Here is a 15600-nt window from a genome sequence, read left to right on the forward strand (position 1 = left end):
CTGCGAATCGCCATTTTTCCACCTGTGGCCCCGTTGCTTACTTTTCGGGTGCAACGCCCGCAGCCCTGTTGAGAAATTACAGGCCACAAGCTATCAACGTAAGAGTTGGAGGGGCCGGGGGCACAGATGGCGGCAGGAGCGATTCGCACGGTGGAAGCGCGCCCCACGGCCGACAGCCTGGTCAAGCCGGGCGAACTGGTCGATCTGGTCGAGGTCACGCCGCTGACGCTGAACGACCGCCGCATCTACAACCTGCTTCTGGAAAACGCCTGGGATGCCATCGACAAGCCGGTGACCCATGTCATCGCCAAGGCGGCGCTGCGGGGCAGCCACAATTCCAACGACCGCGTGGGCGACAGCCTTGAACGGCTGATGTCGGCCATCGTCAAGGTGGCCGTGGTCTGGGACGGCGAGCCCGCGATCGAGCGGGTCCAGCTTCTGGGCGGCAATCTTGAAAGCGGGCGGGCGGACGGGCTGCTGGAATACGAGATCCCGGCGCGGCTGCGGAAGATCATCCGCAACAGCCAGGTCTTCGCGCGTCTCCAGCGCGAGGTGATGTTCGCGCTGTCGTCGAAATACGCGCTGACGCTGTACGAGATGGTGCAGAAGCGCGGCAACTTGCGCTGGAAGGCCTCGGAACGTTTCGCGCTGGACAGCTTCCGTGGGATCATCGGGGTGCCCAAGGGAAAGCTGTCCTCCTGGTCGAACCTCAAGCTGCGGGCAATCGACCCGGCGGTGGCCGAGGTGAACGCGCTGTCGGATTTCATGGTGGAGGTCGTGCCGCTGAAGACGGGCAGGGCGGTGACGCATGTGGAACTGCGCTGGTGGCGCAAGGACGGCGACGCCTCGGGGGCGGCGGACCGTGCATTGCAGTTCTCGAAGGTCGGCCGCCGCGCCAAGGCCGAGGGCCGGACCGAGCAGGTCGCCCCCGCCACGCCCCCGGTCGCCCAGGCGGCCACGCCCCTGCGGGGCCGGCCGGCCTGGCTGGACAGCCGCGGCCCGGCGCTGCTGACGGAAACCTATGAAACGGCCCGCTTGCGCCATCCCGGCTACGACATCTATTTCGTGGAAGGCGAGTGGCGCGCCTGGTCCAAGGGGAAGGACCCCGCCCAAGACCCCGACCGCGCGTTCCTTGCCTTCTTCCGCCGCTACGCCGAAGGCAACCCGCTCTGAATTGCCAATTGGCAATCGGCATGGCGCGACATCCATGTCGGCCATCGGACCATGCCCAGATCGAAAACAGGCGGGCTGGATATTTTCCCTTCACAAACCCGTTGACAGCGCGGCTTTCCGATCCGAAAGCTTGGCGCGGTGGAACCGTCAGGGCAGGGCGTCGTGCGGGAGGTGTTCGACAGGGTGGACCGCAGGCTGTCACGGCTGCTGTCCGAGAATGGCGGGGCTTCGGTCAACGAGCTGGCAACCCGGCTCGAGGTCAGCCCGCCCACGGTGCGCGCCCGGCTGAAGGCGCTGGTCGGGGCCGGATTGCTGAAGATCGTGGGCGTTCTGAACGTCTCGGAACGGCCCGAGCTGATCAGCGCGATCATCGGCATCCATGCCAACGGGCGGGGCAGGCTGGACGAGATCGCGCGGCGGATGTCCGAGCTGCCCTTCGTGACTTCGGTCAGCATCGTCACCGGGCGCTATGATCTCATCGCCGAGGTGCTGATCGAGGGCGACATGGCGGACCTGTATCGCGTCACAAGCGAGCTTCTGCCGGGCTTGGCCGAGCCGGGCTGCATCCAAGGCAGCGAGACCTTCGTGGTCATGCGCTCGCACAACAGATGGCTGAGCGTGCCGAAAGGCGTGTGGGAGGAGGACGCCGCGGACCCCCGGGCCCGCGGCCAGCGCGCCGGGGCCTGAGCCGCGGCGCAGGAAAACAGCGGGGCCACAGCGCCCCGGCAAGAGGGGAGAGACGAAGATGGGCAGACTGGATGCGATCGCCGGCGTCATGGCGCTCGCGGGGGTGGCTGCGGTGGCGGTTCCGGCCGCGACCCCGGCCGAGGCGGGCACGCTCGAGGACATCATCGCGCGCGGCGAGCTGCGCGTCGCGGTGCAGACCCAGGGCCCTCCGTTCTCGTTCATGGACAAGAACGGCCAGCGCAGCGGCAGCGCGATCGAGCTGACCACGCTGATGGCGCAGGAGATGGGCGTGAAGGTCGTCTATCTCGACTTCGACTGGGACGGGCTTCTGCCCGCGCTGATGTCGGGCAAGGCCGACATGCTGGCCGCCGACATGACACCGACGCTGGCCCGCGCCACCCAGGTCGCCTTCACCAAGCCCTTCATGTACGTGGGCGCGGTGGCCTTCGCCAAGCAGGGGGGCGAGATCGCGTCCGTCGAGGACTGCAAGAAGCCGGGCGCGACGGTGGCCGTCCTGCTGGGCTCGACCGGCGAGAAGCTGGCCCCGACCGTCTTTCCCGAAGCCGAGATCAAGTCCTTCAAGGGCGGCGGCACGCTGCTGCTGGACGCGGTCGCCTCAGGGCAGGCCGATTGCGGGGTGAACGACAACTCGGCCGTCAAGGCGCAGACGGCGGCCTATCCCGAGGGCACCTTCGCCATCTTCGACCAGATGCTGTCGAAAGAACCGCTGGCCTATGCGGTCCGCTACGACTCGATGGACCTGCTGACTTGGGGCAACCTGTTCATCGACACGGTGGAACTGGACGGGCGGCTGCAGAAGAACCTGGACTACTGGGTGAACTCGGACGCCTGGAAGGCCGACCACTGATCCCTGCGCGGCGCCGCGGGCTTCAAGCCCCGCGGCGCCATGTTTTTGCGGCAACCCCTGGGGCGAGATGCTGGGCGGACTGAACACGCGCGTGATGCTGGAATACCTGCCCGAGATCTGGCAGGGCTTCCTGTCGACGCTGTGGCTTTCGGCCGCGGGCTTCCTGGGCGCGATGGCCCTGGGGGTGTTGGCCTGCGCGCTGGCGATCCAGCCCCTGCGCTGGCTGCGCGCCCCCGCCGTCGCCTATGTGGACGTGATCCGCGCGACGCCGCTGCTGGCGCAGCTTTACTTCCTTTACTTCGGCCTGCCGCGCCTCGGCATCGTCCTGCCCGAGATGCTGATCGGCATCATCGCGCTGTCGCTGAACTCGGGCGCCTACATGGCCGAGATCATCCGCTCGGGCATCCTGTCCATCCCGCGCGGCCAGGTCGAGGCGGGGATGAGCACGGGGCTGAGCTACCTCCAGCGGATGCGGCTGATCGTGCTGCCGCAGGCGCTGCGGGCGACGGTCTCGCCGGTGATCGGGCAGACCATCGTGCTGGTCAAGGACAGCTCGCTCCTGTCGCTGATCTCGGTGGTGGAACTGACGCGGGCGGGCCAGCGGATCGCCATCGACCGCTTCATGCCGGTCGAGGGGCTGGTGGCGACCGCGCTCGGATACCTGGTGCTGTATTACGCGCTGAAATCGGCGGCTGGGGCCTGGTCGGCCCGCAACGCCCTTCCGGGCAGGGGATAGGCGCATGTTCTGGTTCTACGCGGAACGCATCCTCGGCTACTGGCCGGTCCTGCTGAAGGGACTGGGCATGACGCTCGGCCTGTCGCTTCTGTCGCTGCTGATCGGCGCCGCGATCGGATTTGCCTTCGGCATCATCCGCGCGGGCGGCAACCGCTGGCTGTCCCGCGCGCTGGGTATCTACATCGACCTGTTCCGCGGCACGCCCTTCCTGGTGCAGGTCTTCATCGTCTTCTTCATCCTGCCCGCCGCAGGGATCGAGCTGTCGGCCTTCGCTGCCGGGGTTGTCGCGCTGTCGAACCTCGCGGCCTGCTTTATCGGCGAGATCGTGGCGGCGGGCCTGAAGGCCGTCCCGCAGGGCCAGCGCGAGGCCGCGCTCGCCTCGGGCATGACGCCCGCGCAGCAGATGCGGCTGGTGCTGATGCCGCAGGCGCTCCGCATCGTCACGCCCTCGCTGGTCGGGCAGTTCGTGCTGCTGATCAAGGACTCCTCGGTCGTCTCGGCCATCGGGCTGCTGGACCTGACGCGCGCGGGCTGGATGATCGTGCAGTCGGTGCCGCAGGGGCTGATGGTCTTCGGCACCGTGGGACTGGGCTATTTCCTCATCTGCTATCCGCTGATCCACCTGTCGCGACGCCTTGAACGGCGCGGCCAGGACGCCCTGCTGTGACGGGGGATCGGCCCATGGGACAACAAGCGCGCATGATCGAGTTCTCGGGCGTCAACAAGTGGTTCGGGCCGCTGCATGTCCTGCAGGACATCAGCCTGACCGTGGGCAAGGGCGAGGTCGTCGTGGTCTGCGGTCCTTCGGGATCGGGGAAAAGCACCCTGATCCGCTGCGTCAACGGGCTGGAACCCTTCGAAAAGGGCCGGCTGGTCGTGGACGGCACCGACCTGTCCAACCGCCGCGCCCTGCGCGCCCTGCGCATGGAGGTCGGCTTCGTCTTCCAGAGCTTCAACCTTTACCCCCACAAGACCGCGCTGGAGAACGTGACGCTGGCGCCGATCCACGTCCGGGGCCTGAGCCGCGCCGAGGCCGAGGCGCGGGGCAGGGCGCTGCTGGAAAAGGTGGGCCTGGGCGACAGGATGGGGAACTATCCCCACCAGCTTTCGGGTGGCCAGCAGCAGCGGGTGGCGATCGCGCGCTCGCTCTGCATGCAGCCCAAGGTGATGCTGTTCGACGAACCGACCTCGGCGCTTGACCCCGAGATGATCAACGAGGTTCTGGACGTGATGGTCGGCCTCGCGCGCGAGGGCATGACCATGATGGTCGTCACGCACGAGATGGGCTTTGCCCGCAAGGTCGCCGACCGGGTGATCTTCATGGACCATGGCGCCATCGTGGAAACCGCGCCCCCGGAAACCTTCTTCACCGCCCCTGTCCATGCCCGCACGCGGGACTTCCTGGGCAAGATCCTGCACCACTGACCGGCCCCATGACGAACCCTTCCCCTGCGGCGCAGCAGATCGCCGTGATCGGCGCGGGCCTTGTGGGGTCCGCCTGCGCGCTGGTGCTGGCGGCGGAGGGCCACCGGGTCACGATCCTCGACCCCGACCCGCCGGGCGCGGGCACCTCGTCGGGGAACGCGGGCGGGATCGTGACGGGGGCCGTGGTGCCGACCGCAACGCCGCAGGTGCTGCGGGCGCTGCCCGGCTACGTTCTGGACCGCAACGGTCCCGCCGTCCTGCGCCTGCGCCATGCGCCGCGCGCGCTGCCCTGGTTGTGGCGCTTCATCCGCGCGGGCCGCCCGTCCGAGGTCGCCCGCATCGCCACCGCCCTGCAGCCCTTGGTCGAGAGCAGCCTGGACGCGCACCGGCATCTGGCGGCGCTGGCCGGGGCAGGGGGCCTGATCACCGACGAGGGTTGGCTCAAGGTCTTCGCGTCCGAGGCCGAGTTCGCCGCCACCGCCCCCGACCGGGCGCTGATGGACCGCGCGGGCGTCCGCTACCAGGTCCTGGACCGGGACGAGGTCCTGTCGCTGGAACCCGGCCTGAACCCCGACCTCGCCCGGATCGGGTTGCACCAGCCCGAAAGCGGCTTCGTGCGGAACCCGCGCGGGCTGGCGCAGGCCTATGCGGATGCCGCCCTGTCCCGCGGCGCGCGCCACCTGCGCCTGCGGGTGCGGGGCCTGACCCGCCGCGCCGATGGCGTCACGCTGCAGACCGAGGCCGGGCCGCAGGACTTCGCCCGCGTGGTGATCGCGGCGGGGGCCTGGTCGGCCAGCCTCGCTCGGCAGGCGGGCGACCGCGTCAGCCTCGACACGGAACGCGGCTATCACCTCGGCTTCGGTGCGGGGACCGAGGGCCTTCTGCGTCGCCCCGTGGGTCTGCCCGCGCTGGGGATGGTGCTGTCGCCCATGCAGGGCGGGCTGCGGCTGGTCAGCGGGGACGAACTGGCGGGGCTGGCAGCAGCCCCCGATTTCCGCCGCATCCGGGCGCTGCTGCCCGGCGCGCGGCGGGCGCTGCCGGGGCTGGTGGACAAGCCGGTCGCCACGGAATGGATGGGCTTCCGCCCCTCGACCCCGGATTCGCTGCCGGTGATCGGACCCTCGCCCAAGGGCCCGCAGGTGGTCCACGCCTTCGGCCACGGCCACCTGGGCCTGACGCTTTCGGCCATCACGGCGCTGATGGTGGCCGACGCCGTGGCGGGCCGGGCGCCGCGCATCGACCCCACCCCCTACGGCATCGGCAGGTTCTGACCATGGACGGCTTCCCCATCACCCTTTCCACCCCGCCCGAGCATGTCGGCCCCCTGCCGGATGCGGTGGACGTGGCCGTGATCGGCGGCGGCATCATCGGCCTGATGGCGGCCTGGGCGCTGGCCCGCGAAGGGCAGCGGGTGCTGGTCTGCGAAAAGGGCCGCATGGCGGGCGAGCAGTCGGGCCGGAACTGGGGCTGGGTCCGCCAGCAGGGCCGCGACCTGTCCGAGCTGCCCATGATGATCGAGGCGCTGCGGGTCTGGGGCGGGTTGCCCGATCCCCTGCGCCGTGCCGTGGGCTTCCGCCAGACCGGCATCATCTATCTGGCCCGGAGCGAGGCGCATCTGGCCGCCTACGAACACTGGCGCGACGCCGCCCGCACCTTCGGCGTCGACAGCCGGCTTCTGTCGCGGCGAGAGGCCGAGGCGATGCTGCCCAATGCCGCCGGATGGGTGGGCGCGCTGCACACGCCCTCGGACGCGCAGGCCGAGCCGTGGCAGGCCGTCCCCGCGCTGGCCCGCGCCGCCGCCGAGGAGGGCGTGACCATCCGCGAGCATTGCGCCGTGCGCGGCCTGCACCTGTCGGGGGGCCGGGTCGCGGGGATCGAGACCGAGGCGGGCGCGGTCCGCTGCGAACGCGTGATCCTTGCGGGCGGGGCCTGGTCCTCGCTGTTCCTGCGCGCGCATGGGCTGTCGCTGCCGCAGCTTTCCGTCACCTCCAGCGTCAGCGTCACGGGGCCGCTGCCGGAACTGCTGCCGGGGGCGGCGGCCGACGACCGCTTCGCCATCCGCAGGCGGGCCGACGGCGGTTACACCCTGACCCCATGGTCGCGGCACGAGTTCTTCATCGGCCCCGCCGCCTTCCGCCACCTGCTGCCCTTCCTGCCGCAGTTCCTGGCCGACCCCGCCAGCACCCGCTTCCGCCCGGCGGCACTCGCAGGCTTCCCCGACGCCTGGCGCGGACCCCGCCGCGCGGGGGGCGAAAGCCCCTTCGAGGCCTGCCGCATCCTCGACCCCCCCCCTGCCGCAGGGGACCTCGCGGCGGTGCGGCAGCATTTCGCCCGCGCCTTCCCCGCGATCGGGCGGCCGCCGATCGTCCGCCATTGGGCGGGCATGATCGACGTGACCCCGGATTCGCTGCCGGTGATCGACCACACGCCCATTCCCGGCCTGACGGTCGCCACGGGGATGAGCGGGCACGGCTTCGGCATCGGCCCCGGCGTCGCGGGCGCGCTGGCGGACCTGGCGATGGGCCGCCGTCCCCGGCACGACCTGTCGCCCTTCCGCTGGGGCCGGTTCAGGCGCTTCCGCCAGCCCCCGTCCTCGGCGATCTGACGGGGCCCGGGTCCGCCGGATCAGCGCCGCCCCCGCCACCGCCGGCAGCGCGGCCAAGGGGCGGCCGCTCAGGACCAGGACGGCCGCGCAGGCGACGATCAGGGGCGCGGTCCCGTGCATCGGCTATCCTGATCTCGAACGAAGCCAGTCGGGGGCTTTCCATCCGCATTCCCGTGCTTTTCTTCGAATATCCCGTCGGAATGGGCGCACGGCGCGGTTTTCCGCAAGAAACTGCATGCGTCCCCGGTCTATCCTGTCCCGAAGCCAGGGAGAACGCGCCATGACCAGCCCCCATCTGAAGACCGTCGAGCAGCGGCTGCTGTGGCTGTCGCACTGGATGATCCACAACGCCAACCACATCCGCCCCAAGGTGGACGGGATCAAGATCGGCGGGCACCAGGCCTCCTCGGCCTCGATGGTGTCGATCCTGACGGCGCTGTATTTCACCGCGCTGCGGCCGCAGGACCGGGTGGCGGTCAAGCCCCATGCCTCGCCGATCTTCCACGCCATGCAGTACCTGATGGGCAACCTGCCGCGCGAGAAGATGGAGAACTTCCGCGGCTATGGCGGCGTGCAGTCCTATCCCTCGCGCACCAAGGACGTGGACGACGTGGATTTCTCGACCGGCTCGGTCGGCCTTGGGGTGGCAGTCACGGCCTTTGCCTCGCTGGTGCAGGACTATGTGGCGGCCAAGCCCTGGGCGGAGGACCGGCCCATGGGGCGGATGATCGCGCTGATGGGGGACGCCGAACTGGACGAGGGCAACATCTACGAATGCCTGCAGGAAGGCTGGAAGCACGATCTGCGCAACTGCTGGTGGGTGATCGACTACAACCGCCAGTCGCTAGACGGCGTCGTCCGCGAGGGCCTGTGGAGCCGGATCGAGGCGATCTTCGGCGCCTTCGGCTGGGATGTCGTGCGCGTGAAATACGGCGCCCTGCAGCGCGCGGCCTTCGCCGAACCGGGGGGCGAGGCGCTGCGGCGCTGGATCGACGCCTGCCCGAACCAGCTTTACTCGGCCCTGACCTTCCAGGGCGGGGCGGTCTGGCGGGCGCGGCTGATGGACGACCTCGGCGACCAGGGCGAGGTGTCCGCCCTGATCGCCCGGCGCAGCGACGCGGAACTCGCCGCGCTGATGGAGAACCTGGGCGGCAACTGCGTCCAGACCATGGCCGAAGTCTTCGCCGGGATCGACCACGACCGGCCGACCTGTTTCCTCGCCTATACGGTCAAGGGTTGGGGCACCCCCATCGCCGGGCACAAGGACAACCATGGCGGGCTGATGACGAAGGCCCAGATGGCCGGATGGCAGGCCCACATGGGCGTGCCCGAAGGGCATGAATGGGACCGCTTCGCCGCCGTCGAGGACGTGGACGGCTTCCGTGCCTTCCTCGATGCCGTGCCCTTCTTCGCCAAGGGGACGCGGCGGCTGTCGGACGCGGCGCTTCCCGTGCCCGCCGTCGAACCCGCCGCCGAGCGCGAGATTTCCACGCAGGCGGCCTTCGGCAAGATCCTCGACCAGTTGGCGCGCGGCGACAGCCCGCTCGCCGAGCGGCTGGTGACGACCTCGCCCGACGTGACGGGGACCACCGGCCTCGGGGCCTGGGTCAACCGCCGCAAGCTGTTCGCCCGCAACCCCCTGGCCGACACCTTTCGGGCCGAGAACATCCCTTCCACCGCGAAATGGGACTTTGCGCCGGAAGGCCAGCATATCGAGCTTGGCATCGCCGAGATGAACCTGTTCCTGCTGCTGGCCGCGGCGGGGCTGTCGCATTCGCTGTTCGGGCGGCGGCTGATCCCGGTCGGCACGCTGTACGATCCCTTCGTGGCACGGGGCCTCGATGCGCTGAACTACGCCTGCTACCAGGACGCGCGCTTCATCGTGGCGGGCACGCCCTCGGGGGTGACGCTGGCGCCGGAAGGGGGCGCGCACCAGTCGGTCGGCACGCCCCTGATCGGGATGAGCCAGGACGGACTTGCCGCCTTCGAGCCGGCCTTCGCCGATGAACTGGCCGTCATCATGGAATGGGCCTTCGACTATCTTCAGCGCGACGGCGAGGGCGATCCCGACGAACGCACCTGGCTGCGCGACCAGACCGGCGGCTCGGTCTATCTGCGCCTGTCCACCAACCCGCTGGAACAGCCGGGCCGCCGCCGCGACGACGCCTTCCGGCAGGGCGCCATCGACGGGGCCTACTGGCTGCGCCCGCCGGGCCCGAACAGCGACGTGGTGATCGCCTACCAGGGCGCCGTCGCGCCCGAGGCGATCCGCGCGGCGGGGATGATCGCGGAAGGGCGGCGCGACGTGGGCGTGCTGGCCGTGACCTCGGCCGACCGGCTGAACGCGGGCTGGACCGCCGCGCAGCGGGCGCGGGCGCGCGGCAACGCATCCGCGCGCTCCCATGCCGAGGCGCTGATGCAGTCCCTGCCGCGCGACTGCACGCTGGTCACGGTGATCGACGGCCACCCCGCGACGCTGTCGTGGCTGGGGGCGGTCGCGGGCCACCGGACCATCCCGCTGGGGGTCGAGCATTTCGGCCAGACCGGCACCATCGGCGATCTTTACCGCCATTTCGGCATCGACGCCGAGACCATCGCCGCGCGCGTGGCAGGCCTGACCGTCGGCCGGCCGATCCCCGGCCGCGCCGCCTGAGGCGCGCAGCCTGGGCGGCCTTCCGCCTGCCCGATCCGGGGGCAGGCGGCGCACGGCCGAGGCCACCGCCGAGAGGATGGTGAAAAAGCTCCTTTCCGGCGGTCGGGCCTGCCGACTTCCCCTGCGTCGGATAACATTTGATCAATTCCTCTTTCTCGGGATTGTAGCTAGGCCTGCGAGGGCGGCACCTTCGCCAGAAAGCGGACCCGAACGACGCCCTGGCGCCGGCTTCGCCGACATGCCCGCTTGGTACGGAGGCCATTTCATTGCTGGGACGTCTCGGCCCGACGGGGCCGCAGGGCACATCGTTCCGCCGCGCGGCGCCTTGGTCCGTCTTCAACAAGGGTCAGGGCGCGTTCGGTCCTGCTTCGGCACAGGGTTCCACGGACCGGCGGCAGGTTCCGGCCCCCCCGTCGCCGGCGGCGGGTCGCGCGCAGGAAACTCGCCACACAATGCAGATCGGATAAAGATGGACAGCGGCATCCGGGATACCGGCTTCCATTCGGGCGGCGGCGACCTTGGCGAACGCATCAGGCGGCACGACTGGGAAAGCACCCCGCTCGGCCCCATCGAAGGCTGGCCGCAGGCGCTGCGGCTGGCGCTCTCGATCTGCCTGAACTCGAGCTTTCCGACCTCGATCTACTGGGGGCCCGATCTTCGGCTTCTCTACAACGACGCTTGGTCCCCGATCCCGGGCGAGCGCCACCCGGCCGCCCTCGGCCGGCCCGCGGCCGAGGTCTGGTTCGACATCTGGGATGTCGTGGGGCCGCAGCTTGCCCATGTGATGCAAACGGGCGAGGGCTTTTCGGCCTTCGACTTCATGCTGCCGATCGTGCGGGGCGGGGTTCAGCAGGAAACCTACTGGAACTACAGCTTCACGCCGATCCGCGACGAGAACGGCGCCATCGTCGGCGTCTTCAACCAGGGCCACGAGACGACCGGGGCGGTCATGGCGCACCGCCGGGCCGAAGCGGAGATCGAGCGGCTCGGGCGCCTGTTCGCGCAGGCCCCCAGCGTGGCCGGCATCCTGCGCGGCCCGTCCCACGTGATCGAGGTCGTCAATCCCGCCTTCAAGGAACTGGTCGGCCGGACGGACATCGAGGGCATGAGGGTTGCGGACGCCCTGCCCGAACTGGGGCCGCAGGGCTTCCTGGCCCTGCTCGACCGCGTCTTCGCCACCGGCGAGCCTTATGTCGGCCGCGCGGTCCCCGTCACCTTCCGGGGGCTGTCGGGCGATGCGCCGCAGGACCGCATCGTGGACTTCGTCTACCAGCCGCTCGGAGAATCCGGCGATGTGGGGCAGGGGATCTTCGTGCAGGCGACGGACGTGACCGATGCCCTGCGGGCCGAGGCCGCCCTGCGCGAAAGCGAGGCGAAGTTCGAGGCCATCGTGAACTCGATCGACCAGATGATCTGGTCCACCCTGCCGAACGGCGACCACGACTACTTCAACGACCGCTGGTATGACTTCACGGGCGCGGCGCCCGGATCGACCGACGGGGCGGGCTGGAAGGACATGTTCCACCCCGACGACCAGGAACGCGCCCGCCAGGCCTGGATGCGCTGCGTGGAAACCGGCGAGCCTTACCGCATCGAATACCGGCTGTGGCACCGTTCGGGGCGCTATCGCTGGGTCGTCGGGCGGGCCCATTGCGTGCGCGGCGAGGACGGCCGGATCACGCGCTGGTTCGGCACCTGCACCGACATCCACGACCTCAAGGAGGCCGAGGGCAAGCGCCGGCTTCTGCTGCGCGAGATGGATCACCGGGTGAAGAACCTGTTCACGATCGCGCTGGGGATGGTGTCCATGACGGCCCGCAGCGCACCTTCGGTCGAGGCGATGGCCGAGGCGCTGCGGGGACGGCTGAGCGCGCTGGCGAAGGCCCATGACCTCATCCGCTCGGCCCTGGGCGGCGAGCCCGGCAAGGGCCAGAGCACGTCCTTGCGCGCGCTGATCGAGAAGATCGTGCAGCCGCACCTGGCCGTGGCCCGCGACCCGCGCCTGAGCGTCGAGGGCCCCGCGATCACGCTGGGGGAAAGCGCCTCGGTGGGCCTTGCGCTGATCTTCCACGAGCTTGCGACCAACGCCGCCAAGTATGGCGCGCTGGCGACGGCCGAAGGCCGCATCTCGGTCGCCTGGACCGTCGCCGGCGAGGACCTGGACCTGGTCTGGAAGGAAGAGGTGGGGGGCGCGGGGATCACGCCTCCGACGACCGAGGGCTTCGGCAGCGAACTGGCCCACGCGACCGCCTCGGACCAGCTTGGGGGCGGGATCGGGTTCGACTGGCAGCCCGGCGGGCTGATCGTCCACCTGACGGCCAGGATGGACCAACTGCGCCAGTGACGGCGCCCGGCGGCCCCGCGCCGTCGGGCTTGCTCGACCGGGAAAGCCGCGCCAAGTTCAGGCTCAGGCCCCGGCGCAGGGGAATCGGACCCGCGCGCCGCGGCAAGGGGAGGACCCCATGTGTCAAGTCTACGCAGGCCAGTGTCCCGAAAGCTATGAACCCGTCACCCGCCGCCTGAGGCTCAGCGGCCATTCCACCAGCATCCGGCTTGAACGCAGCTTCTGGCGCATCCTGGACGCCATGGCGGCGCGCGAGGGCATGACGACGCCGGCCTTCATCTCGCGGCTTTACGACGAGGTGCAGGAGATCCAGGGCGAAACCCGCAACTTCGCCTCGCTTCTGCGCTGCGCCTGCCTGATCGAGACGCAGCAGGCGCGCGGCGCGGGCTTCGCCACGGCGGCCGAATAGGCCGAAACGGGACCTGTAGTAACCTGCTACTGCCCGCCCCCGCCGGAAAGGCTGTAACCGGGGGAAAAGGAAGAAGGGAAGGACAGGATGGCCAAGGCGATCCATTCGATGATCCGGGTGCTGGACGAGGCGCGCGCGGTCGAGTTCTACGACCGCGCCTTCGGGCTGAAGGTGGAAACGCGGCTGGATTTCCCGGCCTTCACCCTGGTCTACCTGCGCAACCCGAAAGCCGACTTCGAGCTTGAGCTGACGGTCAACAAGGACCGGACCGAGCCCTATGACCTGGGCGATGGCTACGGGCACCTGGCTTTCGTCGTGGACGAGCTGGAATCGGAACACGCGCGGCTGACGGAACTGGGCTATGCCCCGCGCAAGCTGGTGGACTTCGCGCCCGCCGGCGAGGTGATCGCCCGCTTCTTCTTCATCGCCGACCCGGACGGCTATCAGATCGAGGTGCTGCAGCGGCAAGGCCGCTATCGCTGAAGGCAAGGCCCCGGGGAGGGGGCCGGACCCAAGGGAGGAGTGACATGAACAGGATCGACCGCGCCGGGATGACCCGGCGCGAGCTTCTGGCGCGCAGCGTCGCGGCAGGGGGCAGCCTTCTGGTCGGCGCAAGCTGGGTGACCGGGCGTTCCGCCGCCTGGGCGCTGGAGGTGACGGCCCTGAAGCCCGGCACCATGGCGACGCTGGTGCAGATGGCGCGCGACATCTATCCCCACGACCGCATCCCCGACGACCGCTATGCGGTCGCCGTCAAGGGCTACGACACCGCCGACAAGGCGCCCGCGGTCGAGGCCGGGATCGCCGCGCTGGACGCCGCGGCGCAGGGGCAGGGCCATCCGAGCTATCTCGGCGCCCGGTGGGAGGCCGAGCGCGTGGCCGTCCTGCGCGGCATCGAGAAGGGCGAGTTCTTCCGCACGATCCGCGCGGGCCTCGTCACCGATCTTTATAACCAGAAAGAGATCTGGCCCCTGTTCGGCTACGAAGGGGAAAGCTTCAGCCACGGCGGCTACATCGACCGCGGCTTCAACGACATCGCTTGGCTGTAAGGGAGGGACCGGAACATGGCTGCTCCGTTCAGCAAGACCGACGACAGCGTGGTCGTCATCATCGGCACCGGCGCGGGCGGCGGCACGCTTGCCAACGAGCTTGCGCAGAAGGGCATTTCCGTCGTGGCGCTGGAAGCCGGCGGCCGCTACCTGCCCGAGGATTACGTCAACGACGAATGGGCCAGCTTCGCGCAGCTTGCCTGGCTGGACACGCGGCGGTCCGACGGCAGCTTCCGGCTGGCGCGGGACTTCGCGGGGCTGCCGTCCTGGATCGTCAAGGCGGTCGGCGGCACCACGACCCACTGGGCGGGCGCCTCGCTGCGCTTTCAGGACCACGAATGGAAGGCGCTGACGAACTATGGCCGGGTCGAGGGGGCGAGCCTTCTGGACTGGCCTCTCGACGCCGCCGAGATGGACCCCTGGTACACCCTGGCCGAGGCCAAGATGGGCGTCACCCGCACCAACGGGCAGCCCGGCCTGCCCGGCAACACCAACTTCCTGGTGCTGGAAAAGGGCGCCAAGGCCGTCGGCTACAAGGAAGTCCATACCGGCCGCATGGCGATCAACTCGATCGAATACGGCGGACGGCAGGCCTGCCAGCAGACCGGCTTCTGCTTCCAGGGCTGCAAGTGGGGCGCCAAGTGGTCCACCGCCTATACCGAAATCCCGCTTGGCGAGGAGACCGGCAACCTGGAAGTGCGCGAACGCTGCCACGCGGCGCGGATCGAGCATGACGACAAGGGCCGCGTGACGGGGGTCGTGTATTTCGACGCAAGCGGGGTGGAACAGCGGCAGGCGGCGCGGATCGTCTGCGTGGCGGGCAACACCATCGAAAGCCCGCGGCTGCTGCTGAACTCGGCCTCGTCCATGTTCCCCGACGGGCTGGCCAATTCCTCGGGGCAGGTGGGGCGCAACTACATGCGCCATGTCACCGGCTCGGTTTACAGCATCTTCGAACGCCCCGTGCGGATGTGGCGCGGCACCACCATGGCCGGGATCATGCAGGACGAGGCGCGCCACGACCCGTCGCGCGGCTTCGTCGGCGGCTACGAGCTTGAAACGCTGTCGCTGGGACTGCCCTTCATGGCGGCCTTCCTCGACCCCGGGGCCTGGGGGCGCGAGTTCACCAGCGCCATCGACGGCTACGAGAACATGGCCGGCATGTGGATCGTGGGCGAGGACATGCCGCAGGAAACCAACCGCGTGACGGTGGACACGGCCGTGGTGGACCAGTTCGGCCTGCCCACGCCCGTGGTCCATTACGACGACCACCCCAACGACGTCGCCATGCGCGACCACGCCTATGAACGCGGGATCGCCATCCACAGGGCGGCGGGCGCGGTGCGGTCGCTGCCGACGCCGCCCTATCCGTCCACCCACAACATCGGCACGAACCGCATGTCGGACAATCCGCGCGACGGGGTGGTGAACCGCTGGGGGCAGACCCACGACATCCCGAACCTGTTCGTGTCGGACGGCTCGCAGTTCACCACGGGGGCGGCCGAGAACCCGACGCTGACCATCGTGGCCCTGGCGATCCGCCAGGCCGACCACATCGCCCGCGAGATGGGCGCGGGCAACCTGTGAGGCGCCGGAAGAGCGGGCCGCCGCTCTTTCCCTTTCATCGGCCTTCGAGCGCATCAGAAAGGTT

At 69.7% G+C, this 15600-nt stretch carries 14 protein-coding genes; all 14 read left to right on the top strand.

Going from position 1 to position 15600, the window contains the following annotated elements; translation table 11 throughout:
• The first annotated feature begins 126 nt into the window (after positions 1-126).
• The 14 genes from CK240_RS14605 to CK240_RS14670 all read left to right on the top strand — a co-directional run bounded on the left by CK240_RS14605 (position 127) and on the right by CK240_RS14670 (position 15536).
• Positions 127-1173 (top strand): replication initiation protein, encoded by a 1047-nt coding sequence (locus CK240_RS14605; RefSeq protein ID WP_095641073.1) that lies wholly within the window; start codon positions 127-129, stop codon positions 1171-1173.
• A 138-nt stretch (positions 1174-1311) separates the two neighbouring features.
• Positions 1312-1860: an Lrp/AsnC family transcriptional regulator gene (locus CK240_RS14610; RefSeq protein ID WP_205957857.1), complete on the top strand. Its 549-nt coding sequence runs from the start codon at positions 1312-1314 to the stop codon at positions 1858-1860.
• Positions 1861-1918: 58 nt separating this feature from the next.
• Positions 1919-2728, top strand: a complete 810-nt coding sequence (locus tag CK240_RS14615; RefSeq protein ID WP_095641075.1) for an ABC transporter substrate-binding protein — start codon at positions 1919-1921, stop codon at positions 2726-2728.
• A 67-nt stretch (positions 2729-2795) separates the two neighbouring features.
• Positions 2796-3464, top strand: a complete 669-nt coding sequence (locus tag CK240_RS14620) for an amino acid ABC transporter permease (protein WP_095641076.1) — start codon at positions 2796-2798, stop codon at positions 3462-3464.
• 4 nt (positions 3465-3468) lie between these two features.
• Positions 3469-4131: an amino acid ABC transporter permease gene (locus CK240_RS14625; protein ID WP_095641077.1), complete on the top strand. Its 663-nt coding sequence runs from the start codon at positions 3469-3471 to the stop codon at positions 4129-4131.
• Between the two features lie 14 nt (positions 4132-4145).
• Positions 4146-4889 (top strand): amino acid ABC transporter ATP-binding protein, encoded by a 744-nt coding sequence (locus tag CK240_RS14630; protein WP_276305349.1) that lies wholly within the window; start codon positions 4146-4148, stop codon positions 4887-4889.
• 8 nt (positions 4890-4897) lie between these two features.
• The gene (locus tag CK240_RS14635) at positions 4898-6160 is read left to right on the top strand and encodes an NAD(P)/FAD-dependent oxidoreductase (RefSeq protein WP_095641079.1); all 1263 of its coding nucleotides are present in this window, start codon (positions 4898-4900) and stop codon (positions 6158-6160) included.
• A gap of 2 nt (positions 6161-6162) precedes the next feature.
• Entirely contained in the window at positions 6163-7494 is a 1332-nt protein-coding gene (locus CK240_RS14640; RefSeq protein ID WP_095641080.1) for an NAD(P)/FAD-dependent oxidoreductase, read from the top strand.
• Positions 7495-7774: 280 nt separating this feature from the next.
• Positions 7775-10147, top strand: a complete 2373-nt coding sequence (locus tag CK240_RS14645; protein WP_095641081.1) for a transketolase-like TK C-terminal-containing protein — start codon at positions 7775-7777, stop codon at positions 10145-10147.
• A 469-nt stretch (positions 10148-10616) separates the two neighbouring features.
• On the top strand, positions 10617-12491 hold the full coding sequence (locus CK240_RS14650) for a PAS domain-containing sensor histidine kinase (protein WP_095641082.1): 1875 nt from the start codon (positions 10617-10619) through the stop codon (positions 12489-12491).
• Between the two features lie 118 nt (positions 12492-12609).
• The gene (locus tag CK240_RS14655) at positions 12610-12900 is read left to right on the top strand and encodes a ribbon-helix-helix domain-containing protein (protein ID WP_095641083.1); all 291 of its coding nucleotides are present in this window, start codon (positions 12610-12612) and stop codon (positions 12898-12900) included.
• An 87-nt stretch (positions 12901-12987) separates the two neighbouring features.
• Complete coding sequence (locus tag CK240_RS14660; protein WP_095641084.1) at positions 12988-13383, top strand: VOC family protein; 396 nt, start codon at positions 12988-12990, stop codon at positions 13381-13383.
• 44 nt (positions 13384-13427) lie between these two features.
• The gene (locus CK240_RS14665) at positions 13428-13949 is read left to right on the top strand and encodes a Twin-arginine translocation pathway signal (protein WP_095641085.1); all 522 of its coding nucleotides are present in this window, start codon (positions 13428-13430) and stop codon (positions 13947-13949) included.
• 15 nt (positions 13950-13964) lie between these two features.
• Positions 13965-15536 (top strand): GMC family oxidoreductase, encoded by a 1572-nt coding sequence (locus CK240_RS14670; RefSeq protein ID WP_095641086.1) that lies wholly within the window; start codon positions 13965-13967, stop codon positions 15534-15536.
• The last annotated feature ends 64 nt before the right edge of the window (positions 15537-15600 follow it).

The organism is Paracoccus salipaludis (genome assembly GCF_002287065.1).
Taxonomy (GTDB): Bacteria; Pseudomonadota; Alphaproteobacteria; order Rhodobacterales; family Rhodobacteraceae; genus Paracoccus; species Paracoccus salipaludis.

What these genes read in the sequence shown, in the direction of transcription:
- CK240_RS14605 (WP_095641073.1), top strand. Translation starts at nt 127, where the DNA reads ATGGCGGCAGGAGCGATTCGCACGGTGGAAGCGCGCCCCACGGCCGAC.
- CK240_RS14615 (WP_095641075.1), top strand. Translation starts at nt 1,919, where the DNA reads ATGGGCAGACTGGATGCGATCGCCGGCGTCATGGCGCTCGCGGGGGTG.
- CK240_RS14620 (WP_095641076.1), top strand. Translation starts at nt 2,796, where the DNA reads ATGCTGGGCGGACTGAACACGCGCGTGATGCTGGAATACCTGCCCGAG.
- CK240_RS14625 (WP_095641077.1), top strand. Translation starts at nt 3,469, where the DNA reads ATGTTCTGGTTCTACGCGGAACGCATCCTCGGCTACTGGCCGGTCCTG.
- CK240_RS14630 (WP_276305349.1), top strand. Translation starts at nt 4,146, where the DNA reads ATGGGACAACAAGCGCGCATGATCGAGTTCTCGGGCGTCAACAAGTGG.
- CK240_RS14635 (WP_095641079.1), top strand. Translation starts at nt 4,898, where the DNA reads ATGACGAACCCTTCCCCTGCGGCGCAGCAGATCGCCGTGATCGGCGCG.
- CK240_RS14640 (WP_095641080.1), top strand. Translation starts at nt 6,163, where the DNA reads ATGGACGGCTTCCCCATCACCCTTTCCACCCCGCCCGAGCATGTCGGC.
- CK240_RS14645 (WP_095641081.1), top strand. Translation starts at nt 7,775, where the DNA reads ATGACCAGCCCCCATCTGAAGACCGTCGAGCAGCGGCTGCTGTGGCTG.
- CK240_RS14650 (WP_095641082.1), top strand. Translation starts at nt 10,617, where the DNA reads ATGGACAGCGGCATCCGGGATACCGGCTTCCATTCGGGCGGCGGCGAC.
- CK240_RS14655 (WP_095641083.1), top strand. Translation starts at nt 12,610, where the DNA reads ATGTGTCAAGTCTACGCAGGCCAGTGTCCCGAAAGCTATGAACCCGTC.
- CK240_RS14660 (WP_095641084.1), top strand. Translation starts at nt 12,988, where the DNA reads ATGGCCAAGGCGATCCATTCGATGATCCGGGTGCTGGACGAGGCGCGC.
- CK240_RS14665 (WP_095641085.1), top strand. Translation starts at nt 13,428, where the DNA reads ATGAACAGGATCGACCGCGCCGGGATGACCCGGCGCGAGCTTCTGGCG.
- CK240_RS14670 (WP_095641086.1), top strand. Translation starts at nt 13,965, where the DNA reads ATGGCTGCTCCGTTCAGCAAGACCGACGACAGCGTGGTCGTCATCATC.